Below are 15854 nucleotides of genomic sequence, written 5' to 3'. Positions count from 1 at the left end.
CGCCCCTGTTTTTGATCGAGGCGTGCGATTGAGCCGGAGGGAGCCGGGTCGCGAGACCGAATGCAACAATATTGCCGTTTCGTATCGGCCTATGCGCATACGGCATGAGCTACCCTCAAGCTCGTCGCCAATCTTATGGTGGTCAAAACGGGAGAGGCATTATGGATCGACGGGGTTTTCTGGCGGCCGGCGCGGCACTGGCTCTGGCGTCGCCCGCGACCGGGCGCCCCCGGCCCTTGCGCCTCAGCCTGCTGGGGCAGGCGCTGATCGAACACGCCCCCGGCGCATGGCCGGGTCGCGAAGCCCTCGCTGTGCGCCTCGCTCGCGGCGACGTGGTCTTCACCAATCTGGAGACCGTCATCCAGGGGCTGAACGCCGGCGCCCCCACCCGTGAACTGCTGACCCTGCATGCGGCCCAGCCCGAGGTCCTGTCGACCCTGCGGTCCCTGCATCTCGGTCTGATCGCCACCGCCAACAACCACGCCTTCGACCTGGGACCCGGCGGCATCCGCGATACGGTGGACGCCCTGCGCGCGGCGGGCCTGCCCTCGACCGGCAGCGGCGCGGATCTGGCCGCCGCCTCGGCCCCCGCCTATGCGTCATCGGCAGCGGGCGCGGTCGGCCTGGTCGCCTTCGCCACCGGCAAGGTCCGACCCGGCGGCGCCGCGACGGCGGACCGCCCCGGCGTCAACGAACTGCGCCGCGACGCCGCAGGGCAGCCTTTCGCCGAGGACGTCGAGCGCATCCTCCACGCCATCGCCGCCGCCCGCCGTCAGGCCCAGGTCGTCATCGCCTGTCAGCACAACCACGACTGGGAGCCGGACATGGCCCAGGTTCCCGACTGGCAACGCGCCCTGGCCCGGCGCTGCATCGACGCCGGGGCCGCCGTCTTCGCCGGTCACGGCGCGCCCCTGCTGCAGGGGATTGAATTCCACCAAGGCGCCCCGCTGTTCTACGGCCTAGGCAATTTCGTCTTCCAGACCGAAAAGCCGATGGGCGCCTATCCCCCGGAATCCTGGGAAGGCGTGATCGCCGAATGCGCCTTCGACGGCGGCCGCTGTCGCGAGGCGCGGCTGGTTCCGCTGACACTCAATGAAGTCGGTCTGAACGGCCCGAACGACATGGCGACCCGCGGTCTTCCCGCCCTGGCGTCCGCGGAACGGAGCGCCGCCATCCTCAACCGGATCGCCGTCCGCAGCCAAGGCTTCGGCACGAGCGTCGACCGCCGCAGCGGGCGGATCGCTCCAGACCACCGCCCTGCCCGCCGATGACGGCCCGGGATCGCGCCGATCTCAGCCCGCCGCGTTCCCGCCGAACGGGTCGTCCAGGCTGTGGGAGGGGGCGGTGAACCAGGCCGGGCCGCTGTCGGTCATGTAGAAATGGTCCTCCAGTCGAACGCCGAACTGGCCGGGGATGACCAGCATGGGTTCGTTGGAGAAGCACATGCCCGCCTCCAGAACCGCGCGATCGCCGCGCACCAGATTGGGCGCTTCGTGAATGTCCAGGCCGACGCCGTGGCCGGTGCGATGCGGCAGGCCGGGCAGGCGATAATCGGGGCCGTAGCCGAGGCCGGTCAGATAGTCGCGTGCCGCGGCGTCGACGCTTTCGCAGGTCGCGCCCAGTCGCGCCGCTTCGAAGGCGAGGGCCTGGGCCTGTTTTTCGTGCTCCCAGACCCGACGGAACTCGGCCGTAGGTTCGCCGAAGACATAGGTGCGGGTGATGTCGGAGTGATAGCCGTCGACCAGGGTGCCGGTGTCGATCAGCACCACATCGTCGGTCTGCAAGGCCCGGTCGCCCTCGCCGCCGTGCGGCAGACAGGTGTCGTCGCCAAAGGAAACGAGGCAGAACCAGGAACCGCCCTCGCCGCCCAGGGCGCGATGCTCGGCGTCGACGAACTGTTTCACCTCGGACGTCAGGACGCCCCCCCGAAGCCAGGCGTGGGTGCGGCGCTGCACCTCCAGCGTAATAGCCTTGGCGCGCGTGAGAAGCGCGATCTCGGCGGCCGATTTGAGGCGGCGCAGGCCGACGGTCAGCGGGCCGCCGTCGGTCAGACGATCCTGCCCCAGCGCGCCGGCCAGCCCCAGCCAGACGAAGGCCGCGACCTGATCATCCACCGCCAACCTCCCGCCCGCGGGTAGGCGACCCGCCACCAAGGCATAGGGGCTGTCTTCCTCCTCCCACGTCAGGATGTCGCCGGAAACGGCGCCCTCCGCCGCGGTCAGCCCCCCGACCTTGTCCAGTTCGAAGCGGGGGCAGACATATTCGACCCTCCCGTCGGCGTGGATCAGGGCGCCGGTCAGGCGCTCGGACGGATGCCAGTCCAGTCCCGTGAAATATCGCAACGACGTCGTGGGACCGAGCAAGAGGGCCGAAAGACCCTGGGCTTGCAGCAGGGTCGCGAGCGCCTGGATGCGGCCACGCCGTTCGTCGGCGCTGATGGGGCGGGCGGGGGGAGCGATGAAGGACATGGTCAGCGACCCTATATGAGATCGGCCGGCGGATGGAGAGGGGCTGTTTCCGGCTCAAGCCAATTTACGTATCGGCCTCTTCCGCAAGCAGTCGGCGCCCTTTGGCGAGATAGGCTTCCATCTCGTCCGGCGGCGCCATGCTGCCGCCCGTCGCCCAGGCCAGATGGGTGGCGCGCGCCAGGGCTTGACGGTCCAGGCCCATGCGCGTCCGATAGCCCTGCTGCTCGCCGCAGACCCTGGCGATGCCCGGCACGCCGGCCAGCGCGGACGGCTCCAGACGCACGCCCTCGCTGCGCTCCATCAGCGCCAGCAGGCTGTACATCTCCTCGTCGCTGAGGGTGTAGTAGCCGTCCACCAGACGCTGCATGGCCTTGCCGACAAAGCCGGATGGCCGCCCGACCGCCAGTCCGTCCGCCGCCGTGACATTGTCGATGCCGAAGTCCTGCACGGAAATCGCATCGTTCAGACCCGTATAGACCCCCAGCAACATGCACGGCGAATGGGTGGGCTCGGCGAAGATGCAGTGAACCGCGTCGCCGAACGCCAGCTGCAAGCCGAAGGCGACGCCGCCCGGCGCGCCGCCGACGCCGCAGGGCAGATAGACAAACAGCGGATGCTCGGCGTCCACGACGATCCCCGCCGCCGCCAGCTGCTTTTGCAGCCGCTCGGCCGCGACGGCGTAGCCGAGGAACAGGGTGGTCGAGTTCTCGTCATCGACAAAATGGCAGGTGGGATCGGCCTCGGCCTGCTTTCGTCCTTCCTCCACAGCCACGCTGTAATCGGACGCATATTCAATGACGGTCACGCCGTGCGCGCGCAGCCTGTCCTTCTTCCACTGACGGGCGTCGGCGGACATATGCACCGTCACCTGAAAGCCCAGCGCCGCCCCCATGACGCCGATGGACAGGCCCAGGTTGCCGGTTGAACCAACGGCGATCTTGTATCCGCCGAAGAAGGCCCGCGCCCTGTCGCTGTCCAGAACCGCATAGTCGTCGTCGAGCCTCAGCAGCCCGCCCGCCAGGGCCAGGTCTTCGGCGTGCTTGAGCACCTCATAGATGCCCCCGCGCGCCTTGATGGAGCCGGATATGGGCAGGTGACTGTCCCGCTTGAGCCACAGCGCCCCCTCCAGCGTCTGGCCGTAGCGCTCGCTCAGGAAGGCCTGCAGATGCGGCAGGGGCTGAATGTCCGACTCGATGATGCCCCCGCTGGGCTCCGTCTCGGGAAACGCGCGTCTGATGTAGGACGCAAACCGTGTCAGGCGCGCACTGGCGTCGGCGACGTCGGCGGCCGTCAATCCCACATCGCCAATAGCCTCCGTGACAGGCGCTGTGGCGGGGTTGAACCAGGTCACCTCTCGCAGAGCGATCATGTCGCGAATTAGTGGATAGGCTGAGCACCAGTCATCGAGCGACCTTCCCAGAACCATAGCCCTATCCATTTGACGCTCCGGTTGAAAGCAGGAGTGGATCACCGGCCCGCGCATGCCGCAAGCCGGTGAGGATAGGCGGGCTGGAGGTCAGTCCTGGCCGACGTCGAAAGGCGAAGGACGCCTCGTTTGCCGGGGACGTTCTCGCGGCTTCGCGCTTTTACGATGGCTTGGCGTACTGCTCGGCGCCCATGACTTCGATACCCACAAAGCGCTCGTCGCCTTCCACCCAGGCGTCATGGCCGGGCGGAATTGTGTAGGAGGTGCCTGGCGTTAAGGTCTTCTGCGTTCCGTCATCCATTCTGACGGTCAGGGTTCCGGACACGACGTGACCGACATGCGGCACTTGGCAGCTGTCCGTCTTGACGACCGGCTTGACGCACTCCGACCATTTCCATCCCGGTTCGAAATTGAACCGTCCGAGCGTAAAGTCGGAAAGCCGCACCAACTCGACGCGGGTCTTGTCGGGCGTCCGGAGTTCGTCCGGGTTGTCGTGAGATTTGGTCTCGAATTTCGTGACCTTCATTCCGCTATCGGCCATGGCGTCCTCCTGATCCTCAACACGCGGTCTGACGTTTGCGGTCCCATAACGGCGGCGCATCCTGGACGTTCCCCCGCAGGCCGGCCGCGCGCCTCGCCGCTTGACTCGTTTCGATAGTTAGCCAATTATCGAAACATGAACCTGATCTTCAAAGCGCTGGCGGACCCGACCCGCAGGAAGGTGCTGGAACTGCTTCGCCGGGGCCCGATGACGGCTGGCGAGTTGTCCGACCATTTCGCGGTCTCCAAACCGACCATGTCGGCGCACTTCAACGTCCTGCGCGAGGCGCGACTCGTCGATGCCTTCAAGCAGGGCAAGACCATCACCTATCGGCTCCAGTTGTCTGTCCTCGAGGACGCGCTTTTGAGCTTCAGCAGTCTTGTGGGCATCGGCCTGACCGCCTCCGCCCCCGCAACCTCCGACGAAGGATCCCCTCGATGATGCTCACCCGATCCGCGGGCGCCCTCGGCCTGGCGGCCGCCCTGCTCGCCGCAGCGGCGCTTCTCAAGTTCGGCTCTCACAGCGGCTGGCTCGACGGCGACAGCGCGACCCGCTTTCTGATGGCGTTCATGGGCCTGTTGGTGGCCAGCATGGCCAACGCCGTGCCCAAGCAGTTGAAGAGCCCGCGCGCCGATCTGGACGCAGAACGCCGAGTGCAAGCGGGCTTGCGTCGCGTAGGATGGACCATGACCCTTGCCGGCGTCGTCTGTTTCGGTGTCTGGCTGACCCTGCCGCAAACGGCCGCCTGGCTCATCTCCGTGCCCGTCCTCGGATTCGCCGTGGTCGTCGCCCTGACCACCCTGTGGTCCTGCCGCAACCGCGTCATCCGCCAGGCTTAACTGCCGCCCGAAGGTTGTTCCCTCCGAGATGCGGCCCGGTCGCCGCAGGAGGGGGCAAGACAAACGATCCGGGCCGCGCACGACCCTCTCAGGACAGGTGTGCGCAGTCGATAGCGCTCCGGCAAGGGTTGAGTTCCGCGAAGTCGGGACGGACGAATTTCCCATCGGAACTGCGCGAGCAGAGCCTCGTTTTCCCTTCAGAGGAGAACAGCAATGCTAAAATGGGCTCTGATATTCGCAGTCGTCGCCATTATCGCCGGCCTTCTGGGCTTCGGAGGAATCGCCGGGGCTGCAGCCGGAATCGCCAAATTCCTCGCCGTTCTGGCCCTGATCATCTTCGTGGTGTTCCTGGTTCTCGGCGTCACCATTGCCAAGAAGATCACCTGACGCGGCGCCCGTGCGCCCGGGGCGCGGCGACCCAGGGCTATAGTGAAGCCAGTCTCCAACCGTGCAACTGGCCCGGCCCCAAGGTGACGGCGACAACATCACCGATAAGGCTGACTTCCGATTGACGGTCGCCGACGCCGAGAACATCCAGTTCGTGGTTGTTCGCCAAGCGAACTCGCCGCCCGCCTTGCGGCAGAAGACCGACCACATGAGCGGCCATGGTGATGGGATTATGCCCCGCCGGCGTGTTCCTGGCGGTGATCTCGTGAAGCTTGATGTTAGCCATTATGCAGGCGCTCTCATCCAGCCCGCCCCGGTGATCGACGATAGATGGGGAGGAGGCCTGCTTTCCCAGCGTGGCTGCAAAATCTCGCGGCGACAGGCGCGACAGAGCGACGCGATGATCAGCCAAGCAGATCGAGCTCATGGGTATGGCGACCCCGGAGGGACTCCAACCCCCGACCTCGGCTTTAGGAAAGCCTTGCTCTATGCAGCTGAGCTACGGGGCCACGCGGGTCGTCCCTAGCGAGTTGTGCGGGCGAGGGAAAGACGGGCGAGTCGAGTTTTACACCCGGCAAGAAAATCCTAGCGATTAATCCTCGTTAAGCTACAATATGTTGTGTGGAACAAACCCTGAATCGGGCCGAGTCACTGATTCGGTCCTGATTCGTTTCGCGCCTGTTCCGCCCTGCGAGCCGAACCTGTTTACCAATGACCCGCAGGCGGTCCGAAGGCGCCGCGACCATCGCGCCGCTTGACCGCCCCGGAGAAGTCGCCACCTTCGTCATGACATGAGCGACCGTTCTGCAGGTCTGGCCCCATCGCGCGTCACGGCGATCCTGGGCCCCACCAACACCGGCAAGACCCATCTGGCGGTCGAGCGGATGCTGGGTCACGCCTCGGGCATGATCGGCCTGCCGCTGCGCCTCTTGGCGCGCGAGATCTATGAGCGCATCGTCAAGCAGCGCGGGGCCTCGGCCGTCGCCCTGATCACCGGCGAGGAGAAGATCGTCCCGCCGCGCCCCGCCTATTTCGTCTGCACCGTCGAGGCCATGCCGCTGGAGCGTCAGGTCGAGTTCCTGGCGATCGATGAAATTCAGCTGGTCGCCGACCCGGAACGCGGCCACGTCTTCACCCAGCGGCTGCTACACGCGCGCGGCCGGTTCGAGACCATGTTCCTGGGGGCCGGGACCATGGCGCCTCTGGTGCGGACCCTGGTTCCCGACGCCGAGATTATCACGCGCGAGCGGCTGTCCACCCTGTCCTACGCCGGGTCGAAGAAGCTGACCCGCCTGCCCCGCCGCAGCGCCGTCGTCGCCTTCTCGACCGAGCAGGTCTACGCCATCGCCGAACTGCTGCGCCGCCAGAGGGGCGGCGCCGCCGTGGTCATGGGGTCCTTGAGCCCTCGCACCCGCAACGCCCAGGTCGAGTTGTTCCAGTCTGGCGAGGTGGACTTTCTGGTCGCCACCGACGCCATCGGTATGGGGCTGAACATGGACGTCGACCATGTCGCCTTCGCCGGCTTGCGCAAGTTCGACGGCCGCCGCACCCGCTGGCTGCACGCAGCCGAGATCGGCCAGATCGCCGGGCGCGCCGGGCGCCACCTGCGCGACGGCACCTTCGGCGTGACGGGTGAGGCCGAAGATCTGGACGAAGACATCCTCGAACAGGTCGTCAGCCACCGTTTCGATCCGGTCGAGGCGGCCGAATGGCGCCACGGACGGCTGGATTTCGACACCCTGCCCGACCTGCTGCGCTCGCTGACCGTCACGCCCGAGCGCTTCGGCCTACGGCTGACGGCCCAGGCCCTGGACGAGACCCTGCTGCGGCGCTTCGCGGCGGACGAGGACGTCAAGAAGATCGCCCGCTCGCGCGGCGCCCTGATGCGGCTGTGGGAGACCTGCCAGCTGCCCGACTTCCAGAAGACCACGCTGGACGAACACGCCCGCCTGTCGAAGGAGATCTTCACCGCCCTGACCGGTCGTCGCGGCCGTCTGACCGAGGATTGGGTCGCCCCGCGCTTCAACGATCTGGACCGCGACGACGGTCAGATCGACCAGTTGTCGGCGCGCCTGTCGGGGGTGCGGACTCTCAGCTACATCGCCAACCGTCCCGACTGGATGGATCAGGCGCAAGGCTGGCGCGACAAGACCAAGGCGCTGGAGGAACGTCTGTCGGACGTCCTGCACGAACGGCTGACGGCACGCTTCGTCGACCGGCGCACCACGGCCCTGATGCGGGCGCTGAACGTGCGCTCGGACACCCTGGCGGGCGTGGCCGAGGACGGCGAGGTGACGGTCGAGGGCGAGGTGGTCGGCCATCTGGAGGGAGTGCGCTTCACCCCCGACGCCGGCGGTTCGGCGCTCGCCGACCGGGCGCTGCGTCAGGCCGCGACGCGCGCCGTGGGGCCGGAGATCGCGCGGCGGCTGGGTCGGCTGGCGTCCGAGGCCGACGACGCCTTCAGCGTCACGCCCGACGGCGATGTGATGTGGCGCGGCGCCCTGACGGCCAAGGTGACGGGCGACGATCCCTTCGCGCCACGCGTGCGGCTGCTCGGCGACCTCGGCCCGGTGCCGGCGCGCGAACGGGCCCAGCGCCGCCTCGAGGCCTGGCTGGCGTCGGAGGCCGGGCGGGCGCTTCGCGAACTGCGCCGCCTGCGTCAGGCGGTCGACAGCGGCGCCCTGACCGGCCTGCCGCGCGGCCTGGCCTTCCGCCTGATCGAGGCCGGCGGCGTCATTCCGCGCGCCGAGGTCGAGCGCGATCTGGCCGCGCTGAGCCAGCATGAACGGCGCACGGTGAAGACCTTTGCGATCCGTATCGGCGCCCACTGCGTCTGGCTGCCCGGCGCGCTGAAGCCGCGCGCCCGGGCGCTGGCGCAAGCCTTCACCGCCGGCGAGGCCTTCCGCCCCGTCGGCGAGGGCCTGCTCCCCCTGCCCGCCACCGCGCCGTCCCCCCGCGCGCTCTCGGCCTTCGGTCGTCGCGCCGTCGGCCAATGGAGCGCGCCCGTCGAGGCGCTGGAACGCTTCGCCGACCTGTCGCGCGCCGCCGCGAAAGCGCCGCTGTCAGCAGATGCCCTGACCGAGCTGGGCTGGACCGCCGAACAGGCCCGCGCCGTTCAGGCCGCCCTGCGTCCGCCCCGCGCCGACAAGGCCCCGCGTTCCGGCCAACCAGCGCCCCCGCCCATCGATTCCCCCTTCGCCCTGCTGGCTCAACTGACCCAGCCGCCCGCGCCCCCGCGCCGCAAGCGCCGCCCGAGGCGCAAGGCCGCCACCGCGTGAGCCCCATCGCGGAGAGCGCGCTGAGCTGCCGCATCGACCTCTGGCTGTGGCGCGCCCGCTTCGCCAGGACCCGCGGCCTGGCCGCCGCCATGGTCGAGCGCGGCGCCATTCGCTTGACCCACCACGGGGTCCAGACCCGGATCGACAAGCCCAGCCGCAGCATCCACCCCGGCGACGACATCCTGTTCGCGCAAGGCGGGCGGCTGATCGCCGTCCGCGTGCTCCATCTAGGCGAAAGGCGCGGCCCTCCCGAGGAAGCCCGCGCCCTCTATGCGGCGCTCGACGCGCCGGAATAGAAAATCTCCTCCCACAAATGGGGAGGAAAGGCTCAGCCCTTACGGCTTCCCGAACTCGCCTTCGATGTGCAGCTTCACCTCGTCGCCGATGGCGGGCAGGCCGAAGTTGATGCCGAACTCCGAGCGTTTGATCGTCGCCTCGCCGTCGAAGCCGGCCTTGTAGCCGTTTCGCGTCTGGCCGGCCTGGTTGAACGCGACCTGCATCGTCACCGGCTTGGTCACGCCGCGCAGGGTCAGTTCGCCGTGGACCATGGCCTCGTTCGGCTTGGACGGGTCCAGCATGATGTGAACCGAGCGGAAGGTCGCGGTCGGATGATTGGCGGTGTCGAAGAAGTCCGCCGTCTGCAGGTGCTTGTTGAGGCCGTCCGAGTTGGAGGCCACCTCGGTCAGCGGAATGGTCGCCGTCAGTGTGCTGGCCGACGGATTGGCCGGGTCCAGCTTCAGCTCGGCCTGCACGTTCACGAACTGGCCCGTATAGGTCGAGAAGCCGAGGTGATTGACCGACCAGGTGATCTTGCCGTGAGCGGGATCCAGCCTGTAGTCGCCGGCCTGGACCTCGGACGGCACCTTGGTCAGAGCCGCCTGGGCGACGACCGCGCCCCCGGCCAGAAGGCTGAGCGCCAAGGCGGCGGCGGCGCCGACGACAACGGAACGGGCGGTGAAACGCATGGGCGAACCTCCTTTGAACGGTGATCTGTAATCGTATGGGATGCAGACGAGACGGCACGCCGTCAAGGCAAGGCTTGAGGCGACAGCGCGCCCTCGGTTGACAGTTGGGTCCGGCGGGGTCATGTCCCCTGCCCTCGACCCTTCCCGTTGCTCAACAGGCTGTTGCCCGCCCGCCATGACCTACATCGTCACCGACGCCTGCGTGAAATGTAAGTTCATGGACTGTGTCGAGGTCTGTCCGGTGGACTGCTTCTACGAGGGCGAGAACTTCCTGGTCATCGCGCCGGACGAGTGCATCGACTGCGGCGTCTGCGAGCCGGAATGCCCCGTCGACGCCATCGTCCCCGACACCGAGGACGAACCGGACGGGAAGTGGCTTCAGGTCAACGCCGAATACGCCAAGACCTGGCCCAACATCACGGTCAAGGGCACGCCGCCCGCCGACCGCGAACAGTTTGAGCGCGAGACCGGCAAGTTCGAGAAATACTTCAGCGAGAAACCCGGCAAGGGCTCCTAAGGTCTCAACACAATCCGGTCACAAAGTGCCGGAACCGCTCAGTCGTCCTGTGGATGTTTTGAGATTTCCTAATTTTATGATAGGTTCCTCCCTATTCGAGACGGGCGGTTCCGCAGCTATGCGCGCCGCCCGCGTTTGCGACAGTCCCCCGTCGAACAGCCGGGGTCGGCCAGAGGTTCGGTGATCCGCTTTCGCTTTTGATGTGCGCCCTATCCGCCCAACCGACGGGACCAGTTCCGGCGGCGGGGTTGTTTTCGCCCATCAACAGCAGGCGCCTCGCTTGATCCCTGTTCCGGGAAAGGAATGACATGACGAGCAAGACCGGTCTGGAATTCAAGGTTGGCGATGCGGTGGTCTATCCCGCCCATGGCGTGGGCAAGGTCGCCGCTGTCGAGACCCAGGAAGTCGCCGGCATGTCGCTGGAAGTCTATGTCGTGACCTTCGACCACGAGAAAATGACCCTGCGCGTCCCGACCAAGAAGGCCAAGACCGCCGGCCTTCGCACCCTGGCCGCCGACGACACCGTCACCAAGGCCCTGACGACCCTCAAGGGCCGCGCCCGCGTCAAGCGCACCATGTGGTCGCGTCGCGCCCAGGAATATGAAGCCAAGATCAACTCGGGCGACCTGATCTCGATCGCCGAAGTGGTCCGCGACCTGCACCGCGCCGACACCCAGCCGGAACAGTCCTATTCGGAGCGTCAGCTCTACGAATCGGCCCTGGACCGCATGGCTCGCGAAGTCGCCGCCGCCAACCGCATCGACAAGGACGCCGCCGTCGCCCTGCTGGCCAAGTCGCTGAGCGCCAAGAAGCCGATCCCGACCGCCGCCGAACTGGAAGCCGCGGCCGCCGAGGCCGAGGCCGAAGCCGCCTGATTTCACGACGCCGACCGGCACGACCAAGGCCCGGCGGCGACGCCGGGCCTTTTCTTTCTACCGCCACGGCTCGCCGCAAGGCGCGCCGTGGCGTCCGTCCGGGGCTTGCGAGACGCGACCGTTAGCGGTCGTGTCATCATCGTGTTAAGAGCCCCGCCCTTTATAGCGGCAGCCATGTCGCCAGAGCATTTCAGACTTCAGGAGAAGCCACACATGAGCAGGGTGCTGGTTATCGGTGCAGGCGGCGTCAGTTCCGTCGCGGTCCACAAGATGGCGATGAATTCGGACATCTTCTCGCATATCACCTTGGCGAGCCGCACGAAGTCCAAGTGCGACGCCATCGCCGACTCCGTGAAGTCGCGCTTCGGCGTGACCATCGACACGGCCAAGATCGACGCCGACGACGTCGCCGCGACCACGGCGCTGATCCAGGCCGTCAAGCCGGCCCTCGTGGTCAACCTGGCCCTGCCCTATCAGGACCTGGCCATCATGGACGCCTGCCTGGCCGCCGGCGTGAACTACCTCGACACGGCCAACTATGAGCCGCGCGACGAAGCCAAGTTCGAATACAAGTGGCAGTGGGCCTATCAGGAGCGCTTCAAGGAAGCAGGCCTGATGGCGCTGCTCGGTTCAGGCTTCGACCCGGGCGTGACCTCGGTCTTCGCCACCTACACCAAGAAGCACCTGCTGGACCGGATCGATACGCTCGACATTCTGGACTGCAACGGCGGCGACACGGGGCTTCCGTTCGCCACCAACTTCAACCCGGAAATTAACCTGCGCGAAGTGACCGCCGAGTCGCGTCACTGGGAAAACGGCCAGTGGGTCGAGGGCCCAGCCCTGACCCAGAAGCAGGCCTTCGACTTCGAGGGCGTGGGTCAGAAGAACATGTACCTCATGTACCATGAGGAACTGGAATCGTTGGCCAAGTTCTACCCGGAAATCAAACGCATCCGCTTCTGGATGACCTTCGGCGACAGCTACCTGAAGCACCTGGAAGTGCTGGAAAACATCGGCATGACCTCGATCGAGCCGATGATGTTCCAGGGCCGCGAGATCATCCCGATCGAGTTCCTGAAGGCCCTGCTGCCGGAACCCTCGTCGCTGGGTCCGATCACCAAGGGCAAGACCAACATCGGCACCATCGCCACCGGCGAAAAGGACGGCGTCGCCAAGACCTTCTACGTCAAGAACATCTGCGACCACGAAGCCGCCTATGCCGAAACCGGCAACCAGGCTGTCAGCTACACCACGGGCGTTCCGGCCATGATCGGTGCGGCCATGATGCTGACCGGCACGTGGAAGGGCGAAGGCGTCTTCAACATGGAGCAGCTGGACCCCGATCCCTTCATGGACATGCTGAACAAGCACGGCCTGCCCTGGACGGTCGAGGAGCTGGACGCTCCGCTGGCCTTCTAAGTCGAGACCAGAACACATGGAAACCAAGGCCGGTGATCCCGGCGCCTTCGCGCATTTCGATCTGAACCGTGTCGCCTCGCCCGCCTTCGTGGTGGACGAGGTCGCGGTGCGGCGCAATCTGGCCGTGCTGAAAGACGTGCGCGACCGGGGCAATGCCCGGGTCCTGCTGGCGCTCAAGGCCTTTTCCATGTGGTCGCTGGCGGACGTCGTCGGGGAATACCTCGACGGCGTCTGCGCCTCCGGTCTGTGGGAGGCGCGGCTGGCGCGGGCCTTCTACAAGGGCGAGCTGACCACCTATTCGCCCGCCTACAAGGCCGAGGATCTGCCCGAGATCCTGCGCCTGTCCGACCACGTCATCTTCAACTCGCCGGATCAGGTCACGCGCTTCGCCGATCTGATCGCCGCCGCGCGGGCTGAGGGCGAGGTCTTCGAGATCGGCCTGCGGCTGAACCCCGAACATTCCGAGGGCGAGGTCGCCAAATACGACCCGGCCCAGCCCTGCTCGCGTCTGGGCTTCCCGGTGTCGCAGCTGAAGCCCGAACATATGCAGGGCATCGACGGCCTGCACATCCACGCCCTGTGCGAGCAGGACTTCGAGCCGCTGGCCCGCATCTGGGCTGCGATGGAGCCCAAGCTGACGCCCCTGCTGGGCGGGGTGAAATGGCTGAACCTCGGCGGCGGCCACCACGTGACCCGCGCCGACTATCAGACTGACGCCCTGGTCGGCTTCCTGAACCAGATCGCCGCACGCCACGGCGTGCAGGTCTATCTGGAGCCCGGCGAGGCCGTGGCGCTGGACGCCGGCATCCTGATCGGCGAGGTGCTGGACGTCTTCGACAACGGCATGCCCATCGCCATCACCGACCTCTCGGCCACCTGCCACATGCCCGACGTGATCGAGGCCCCCTACCGCCCCGCCATGCTGCATGAGCCCGAAGAGGGCGTCGCCGTGCGCCTCGGCGGCCCGTCCTGCCTGGCCGGCGACATCATCGGCGACTACGTCTTCGCCGAACGCCCCGTGCCCGGAACGCGCCTCGCCTTCCTGGACCAGGCCCACTATTCGATGGTGAAGACCAACACCTTCAACGGTGTCCCCCTGCCCGCCATCGCCCTGTGGAACAGCGCCACGGACGAGCTGCGGATGGTGCGCGAGTTCGACTGGACGGAATTCCGCGACCGGCTGTCGTGATCCGAGGGGCGGCGTCGAGAGGCGCCGCTACATGGCGGCTTGGTCCGCTATGGCGTGGGCCGCGAAAGTTGACGAGCCGTGCCCACCTGGGTGATCGTCAGTAGATGAACGTCCAGGCTCCACTGTACTTCTTAGCTGCGATCTTCGCGGCGACCGCCGCACCTGCTGATGACAGAGAGCGTGCGCAGAGCGAGTATGGGTTCGTGGTCCGATTTCCGGCGGGCAAGGCAATCTGCGACAGCCGCTCCGGCGAACACCCTCAGGGCTGGGTTATGCCGCTGGACGGCGATTGCGCAGCCTCCACTCGGCGCATCATCGTTCTCGCCAACTACAACGCGGCCTTCCGAGCCTCACCACGGGCCGCAACCAACTGTTCGGTTGAAAAGTTCCGCGCCGCGGGCCGGGCAGGGTTGGCACTGTCCTTTAATGGGCGTCCCTCCGCGACATGCTTGGAGAGGCGATCCAATGGGACAGTCCTGGTCACGGTCGCCACGCAAGCTGGGCAATGGCCCTTACCTCAACCCGACGATCCAGCGGCCTATCGCACCCCGTGGATCAACTACTACGCCTATCTCGAAACCACCCGGGCTAAGCTGGATGAGGATTTGAAGCTGTTCCGATCTGTGATCGACAGCGTGCGCATCAACACGCCATAGCCAATAGCGGACAGCCAAGATGCCTGAGTTGGGCCGGAAGCAGCCTTTCCCCCGACCCTTCTCGCCCCGCTTCAGAAATACTCCGCCCCCGCCGGGCACTGGGCGGCGAGGCGACGGGCGGTGATGCTGGCGGGGATGTAGGGCGTGCCGCGCAGCAGCTGGGCGCCGCCGTTGAAGTGGAAGCTGTCGTCCTGATAGGTCCCGTTCAAGCGCACGTTGACGCGACGGCCCTTCTTGTCCTGACAGGTCCCTTCGAAACGGGCGCGGCCGTCGCCGACCACGCGGGTCGGATAGGTGCATTTCCAGCGGTTGGTCGACAGGCCGCCGAAGAAGCGGTTGATCTCGCTGGGGCGCACACAGCGCTGCTCGGTGTCGCGGCTGCCCAGGGCGCTGGTGGTGTATTCCCAGTATCCCGGCAGGACCGGCTGGGCGCTGGCGGCGGTCTGGGCCTGGGGGGCGGCGGCCGGCGCGGCCAGCATGACGGCGCCCGCGACGACGGGGGCGGCCACAGCCGCAACACGGGCCATCACGCGAGGAAGGGCGCGGGCGAACGAAACAGGCAGCGTCTTCATGGGGAACAGCTTCCAATGAGTCTTCATGCGATCCTCTATATAGCAGGTCGTTGAACAGCGGCTGAACGAAGCGAGGCCGCGCGGATCACCTCGCCTCAATCCCCAGCCTGACTCGACTCCAGCCTTGACGGCCTCCGAGTCCTTCCTCTATACGGCCCCCTCTCTCGCAGGGGTCCGCCCGCTGCGTGCACCTGTTTCATGCGTCCGCAATGTTCGCGGATGTGACCTTGAGGATCTTAAGATGTCGCGTCGTTGCGAACTCACGGGTATCGGCCCGATGGTCGGCCACAATGTGAGCCACTCGAACATCAAGACCAAGCGCCGGTTCCTGCCGTCGCTGAAGACGGTCAAGCTGGCTTCCGAGTCGCTGGGCCAAACCTTCTCGCTGCGTATCTCGAACGCTGCCCTGCGCACGCTCGACTACAAGGGCGGCCTGGACGTCTTCATCGTCAAGGCTCGCGACGAAAAGCTGTCGACCGCCGCCCTGCGCATCAAGCGCCAGGTCAAGGCCAAGCTGGCCGAGCAAGCCGCCGCCTAAATCAGGCGTCGTCTGACGGAATTTGAAGAGGCCGGTGGAAACACCGGCCTTTTTCTTTTGCGCGATTCTCCGCTCGCTTCCCCACCACCGTCATCCTCGGGCTTGACCCGAGGATCCAGCGTAGGGGTGTGCTCGACCTTGCCGAGGTCGCGCAGCCGGACATGCCGATCCTCCTGTCAAATCG

General features: G+C 66.6%; 18 protein-coding genes and 1 tRNA gene. 12 read left to right on the top strand and 7 right to left on the bottom strand.

Features of this window, described 5'->3' with window-relative positions:
• Positions 1–161: 161 nt before the first annotated feature.
• The gene (locus tag AB4Y68_RS12775; protein ID WP_441456134.1) at positions 162–1271 is read left to right on the top strand and encodes a CapA family protein; all 1110 of its coding nucleotides are present in this window, start codon (positions 162–164) and stop codon (positions 1269–1271) included.
• 21 nt (positions 1272–1292) lie between these two features.
• On the opposite strand, the gene AB4Y68_RS12770 is transcribed toward AB4Y68_RS12775, so the two are convergent.
• From AB4Y68_RS12770 to AB4Y68_RS12760, 3 genes are all read right to left on the bottom strand, one after another.
• Complete coding sequence (locus AB4Y68_RS12770; protein WP_441456133.1) at positions 1293–2468, bottom strand: M24 family metallopeptidase; 1176 nt, start codon at positions 2466–2468, stop codon at positions 1293–1295.
• 64 nt (positions 2469–2532) lie between these two features.
• Positions 2533–3894: a D-serine ammonia-lyase gene (dsdA, locus tag AB4Y68_RS12765; RefSeq protein ID WP_441456132.1), complete on the bottom strand. Its 1362-nt coding sequence runs from the start codon at positions 3892–3894 to the stop codon at positions 2533–2535.
• A gap of 160 nt (positions 3895–4054) precedes the next feature.
• Entirely contained in the window at positions 4055–4435 is a 381-nt protein-coding gene (locus AB4Y68_RS12760) for a cupin domain-containing protein (protein ID WP_441456131.1), read from the bottom strand.
• A 135-nt stretch (positions 4436–4570) separates the two neighbouring features.
• On the opposite strand from AB4Y68_RS12760, the gene AB4Y68_RS12755 reads away from it, so the two are divergent.
• The 3 genes from AB4Y68_RS12755 to AB4Y68_RS12745 all read left to right on the top strand — a co-directional run bounded on the left by AB4Y68_RS12755 (position 4571) and on the right by AB4Y68_RS12745 (position 5661).
• Entirely contained in the window at positions 4571–4876 is a 306-nt protein-coding gene (locus tag AB4Y68_RS12755; protein ID WP_441456130.1) for an autorepressor SdpR family transcription factor, read from the top strand.
• Entirely contained in the window at positions 4876–5274 is a 399-nt protein-coding gene (locus AB4Y68_RS12750; protein WP_441456129.1) for a hypothetical protein, read from the top strand. Before AB4Y68_RS12755 ends, AB4Y68_RS12750 begins: the two co-directional genes overlap by 1 nt.
• A gap of 213 nt (positions 5275–5487) precedes the next feature.
• Positions 5488–5661 carry a DUF1328 domain-containing protein gene (locus AB4Y68_RS12745; RefSeq protein WP_441456128.1) on the top strand — a complete coding sequence of 58 codons (174 nt, stop codon included), beginning with the start codon at positions 5488–5490 and terminating at the stop codon, positions 5659–5661.
• 37 nt (positions 5662–5698) lie between these two features.
• Here the strand turns inward: AB4Y68_RS12745 and AB4Y68_RS12740 are convergent, their stop codons facing one another.
• Positions 5699–6073, bottom strand: a complete 375-nt coding sequence (locus tag AB4Y68_RS12740; protein WP_441456127.1) for a hypothetical protein — start codon at positions 6071–6073, stop codon at positions 5699–5701.
• 20 nt (positions 6074–6093) lie between these two features.
• Positions 6094–6170: transfer RNA gene (locus tag AB4Y68_RS12735), tRNA-Arg, on the bottom strand.
• 282 nt (positions 6171–6452) lie between these two features.
• Here AB4Y68_RS12735 and AB4Y68_RS12730 point away from each other — a divergent pair.
• A complete protein-coding gene (locus AB4Y68_RS12730; RefSeq protein WP_441456126.1) occupies positions 6453–8939 on the top strand; it encodes a helicase-related protein in 2487 nt (828 codons plus the stop codon).
• The gene (locus tag AB4Y68_RS12725; RefSeq protein ID WP_441456125.1) at positions 8936–9235 is read left to right on the top strand and encodes an RNA-binding S4 domain-containing protein; all 300 of its coding nucleotides are present in this window, start codon (positions 8936–8938) and stop codon (positions 9233–9235) included. Before AB4Y68_RS12730 ends, AB4Y68_RS12725 begins: the two co-directional genes overlap by 4 nt.
• A 39-nt stretch (positions 9236–9274) precedes the next feature.
• Here the strand turns inward: AB4Y68_RS12725 and AB4Y68_RS12720 are convergent, their stop codons facing one another.
• Positions 9275–9904, bottom strand: coding sequence for a YceI family protein (locus tag AB4Y68_RS12720; RefSeq protein ID WP_441456124.1), 630 nt, complete (start codon positions 9902–9904; stop codon positions 9275–9277).
• Between the two features lie 175 nt (positions 9905–10079).
• Here AB4Y68_RS12720 and fdxA point away from each other — a divergent pair, with 175 nt between their 5' ends.
• From fdxA to AB4Y68_RS12695, 5 genes are all read left to right on the top strand, one after another.
• Positions 10080–10421 carry a ferredoxin FdxA gene (gene fdxA, locus AB4Y68_RS12715; RefSeq protein WP_441456123.1) on the top strand — a complete coding sequence of 114 codons (342 nt, stop codon included), beginning with the start codon at positions 10080–10082 and terminating at the stop codon, positions 10419–10421.
• Between the two features lie 308 nt (positions 10422–10729).
• Entirely contained in the window at positions 10730–11296 is a 567-nt protein-coding gene (locus tag AB4Y68_RS12710) for a CarD family transcriptional regulator (protein ID WP_441456122.1), read from the top strand.
• A 213-nt stretch (positions 11297–11509) separates the two neighbouring features.
• A complete protein-coding gene (locus tag AB4Y68_RS12705; protein ID WP_441456121.1) occupies positions 11510–12715 on the top strand; it encodes a saccharopine dehydrogenase family protein in 1206 nt (401 codons plus the stop codon).
• Positions 12716–12731: 16 nt separating this feature from the next.
• Positions 12732–13904, top strand: a complete 1173-nt coding sequence (locus tag AB4Y68_RS12700) for a carboxynorspermidine decarboxylase (protein ID WP_441456120.1) — start codon at positions 12732–12734, stop codon at positions 13902–13904.
• 104 nt (positions 13905–14008) lie between these two features.
• Positions 14009–14560 (top strand): hypothetical protein, encoded by a 552-nt coding sequence (locus AB4Y68_RS12695; protein WP_441456119.1) that lies wholly within the window; start codon positions 14009–14011, stop codon positions 14558–14560.
• A gap of 71 nt (positions 14561–14631) precedes the next feature.
• Here the strand turns inward: AB4Y68_RS12695 and AB4Y68_RS12690 are convergent, their stop codons facing one another.
• Complete coding sequence (locus AB4Y68_RS12690) at positions 14632–15159, bottom strand: DUF3617 domain-containing protein (RefSeq protein WP_441456118.1); 528 nt, start codon at positions 15157–15159, stop codon at positions 14632–14634.
• Between the two features lie 214 nt (positions 15160–15373).
• On the opposite strand from AB4Y68_RS12690, the gene rpmB reads away from it, so the two are divergent.
• On the top strand, positions 15374–15670 hold the full coding sequence (rpmB, locus tag AB4Y68_RS12685) for a 50S ribosomal protein L28 (RefSeq protein ID WP_441456117.1): 297 nt from the start codon (positions 15374–15376) through the stop codon (positions 15668–15670).
• Positions 15671–15854: the final 184 nt, after the last annotated feature.

Source organism: Brevundimonas sp. 2YAF1 (assembly GCF_052114745.1).
Classification (GTDB): domain Bacteria; phylum Pseudomonadota; class Alphaproteobacteria; order Caulobacterales; family Caulobacteraceae; genus Brevundimonas.
Note: the sequence above shows the minus strand (reverse complement) of the source record. Positions and strands in the feature narration are given on the sequence as shown.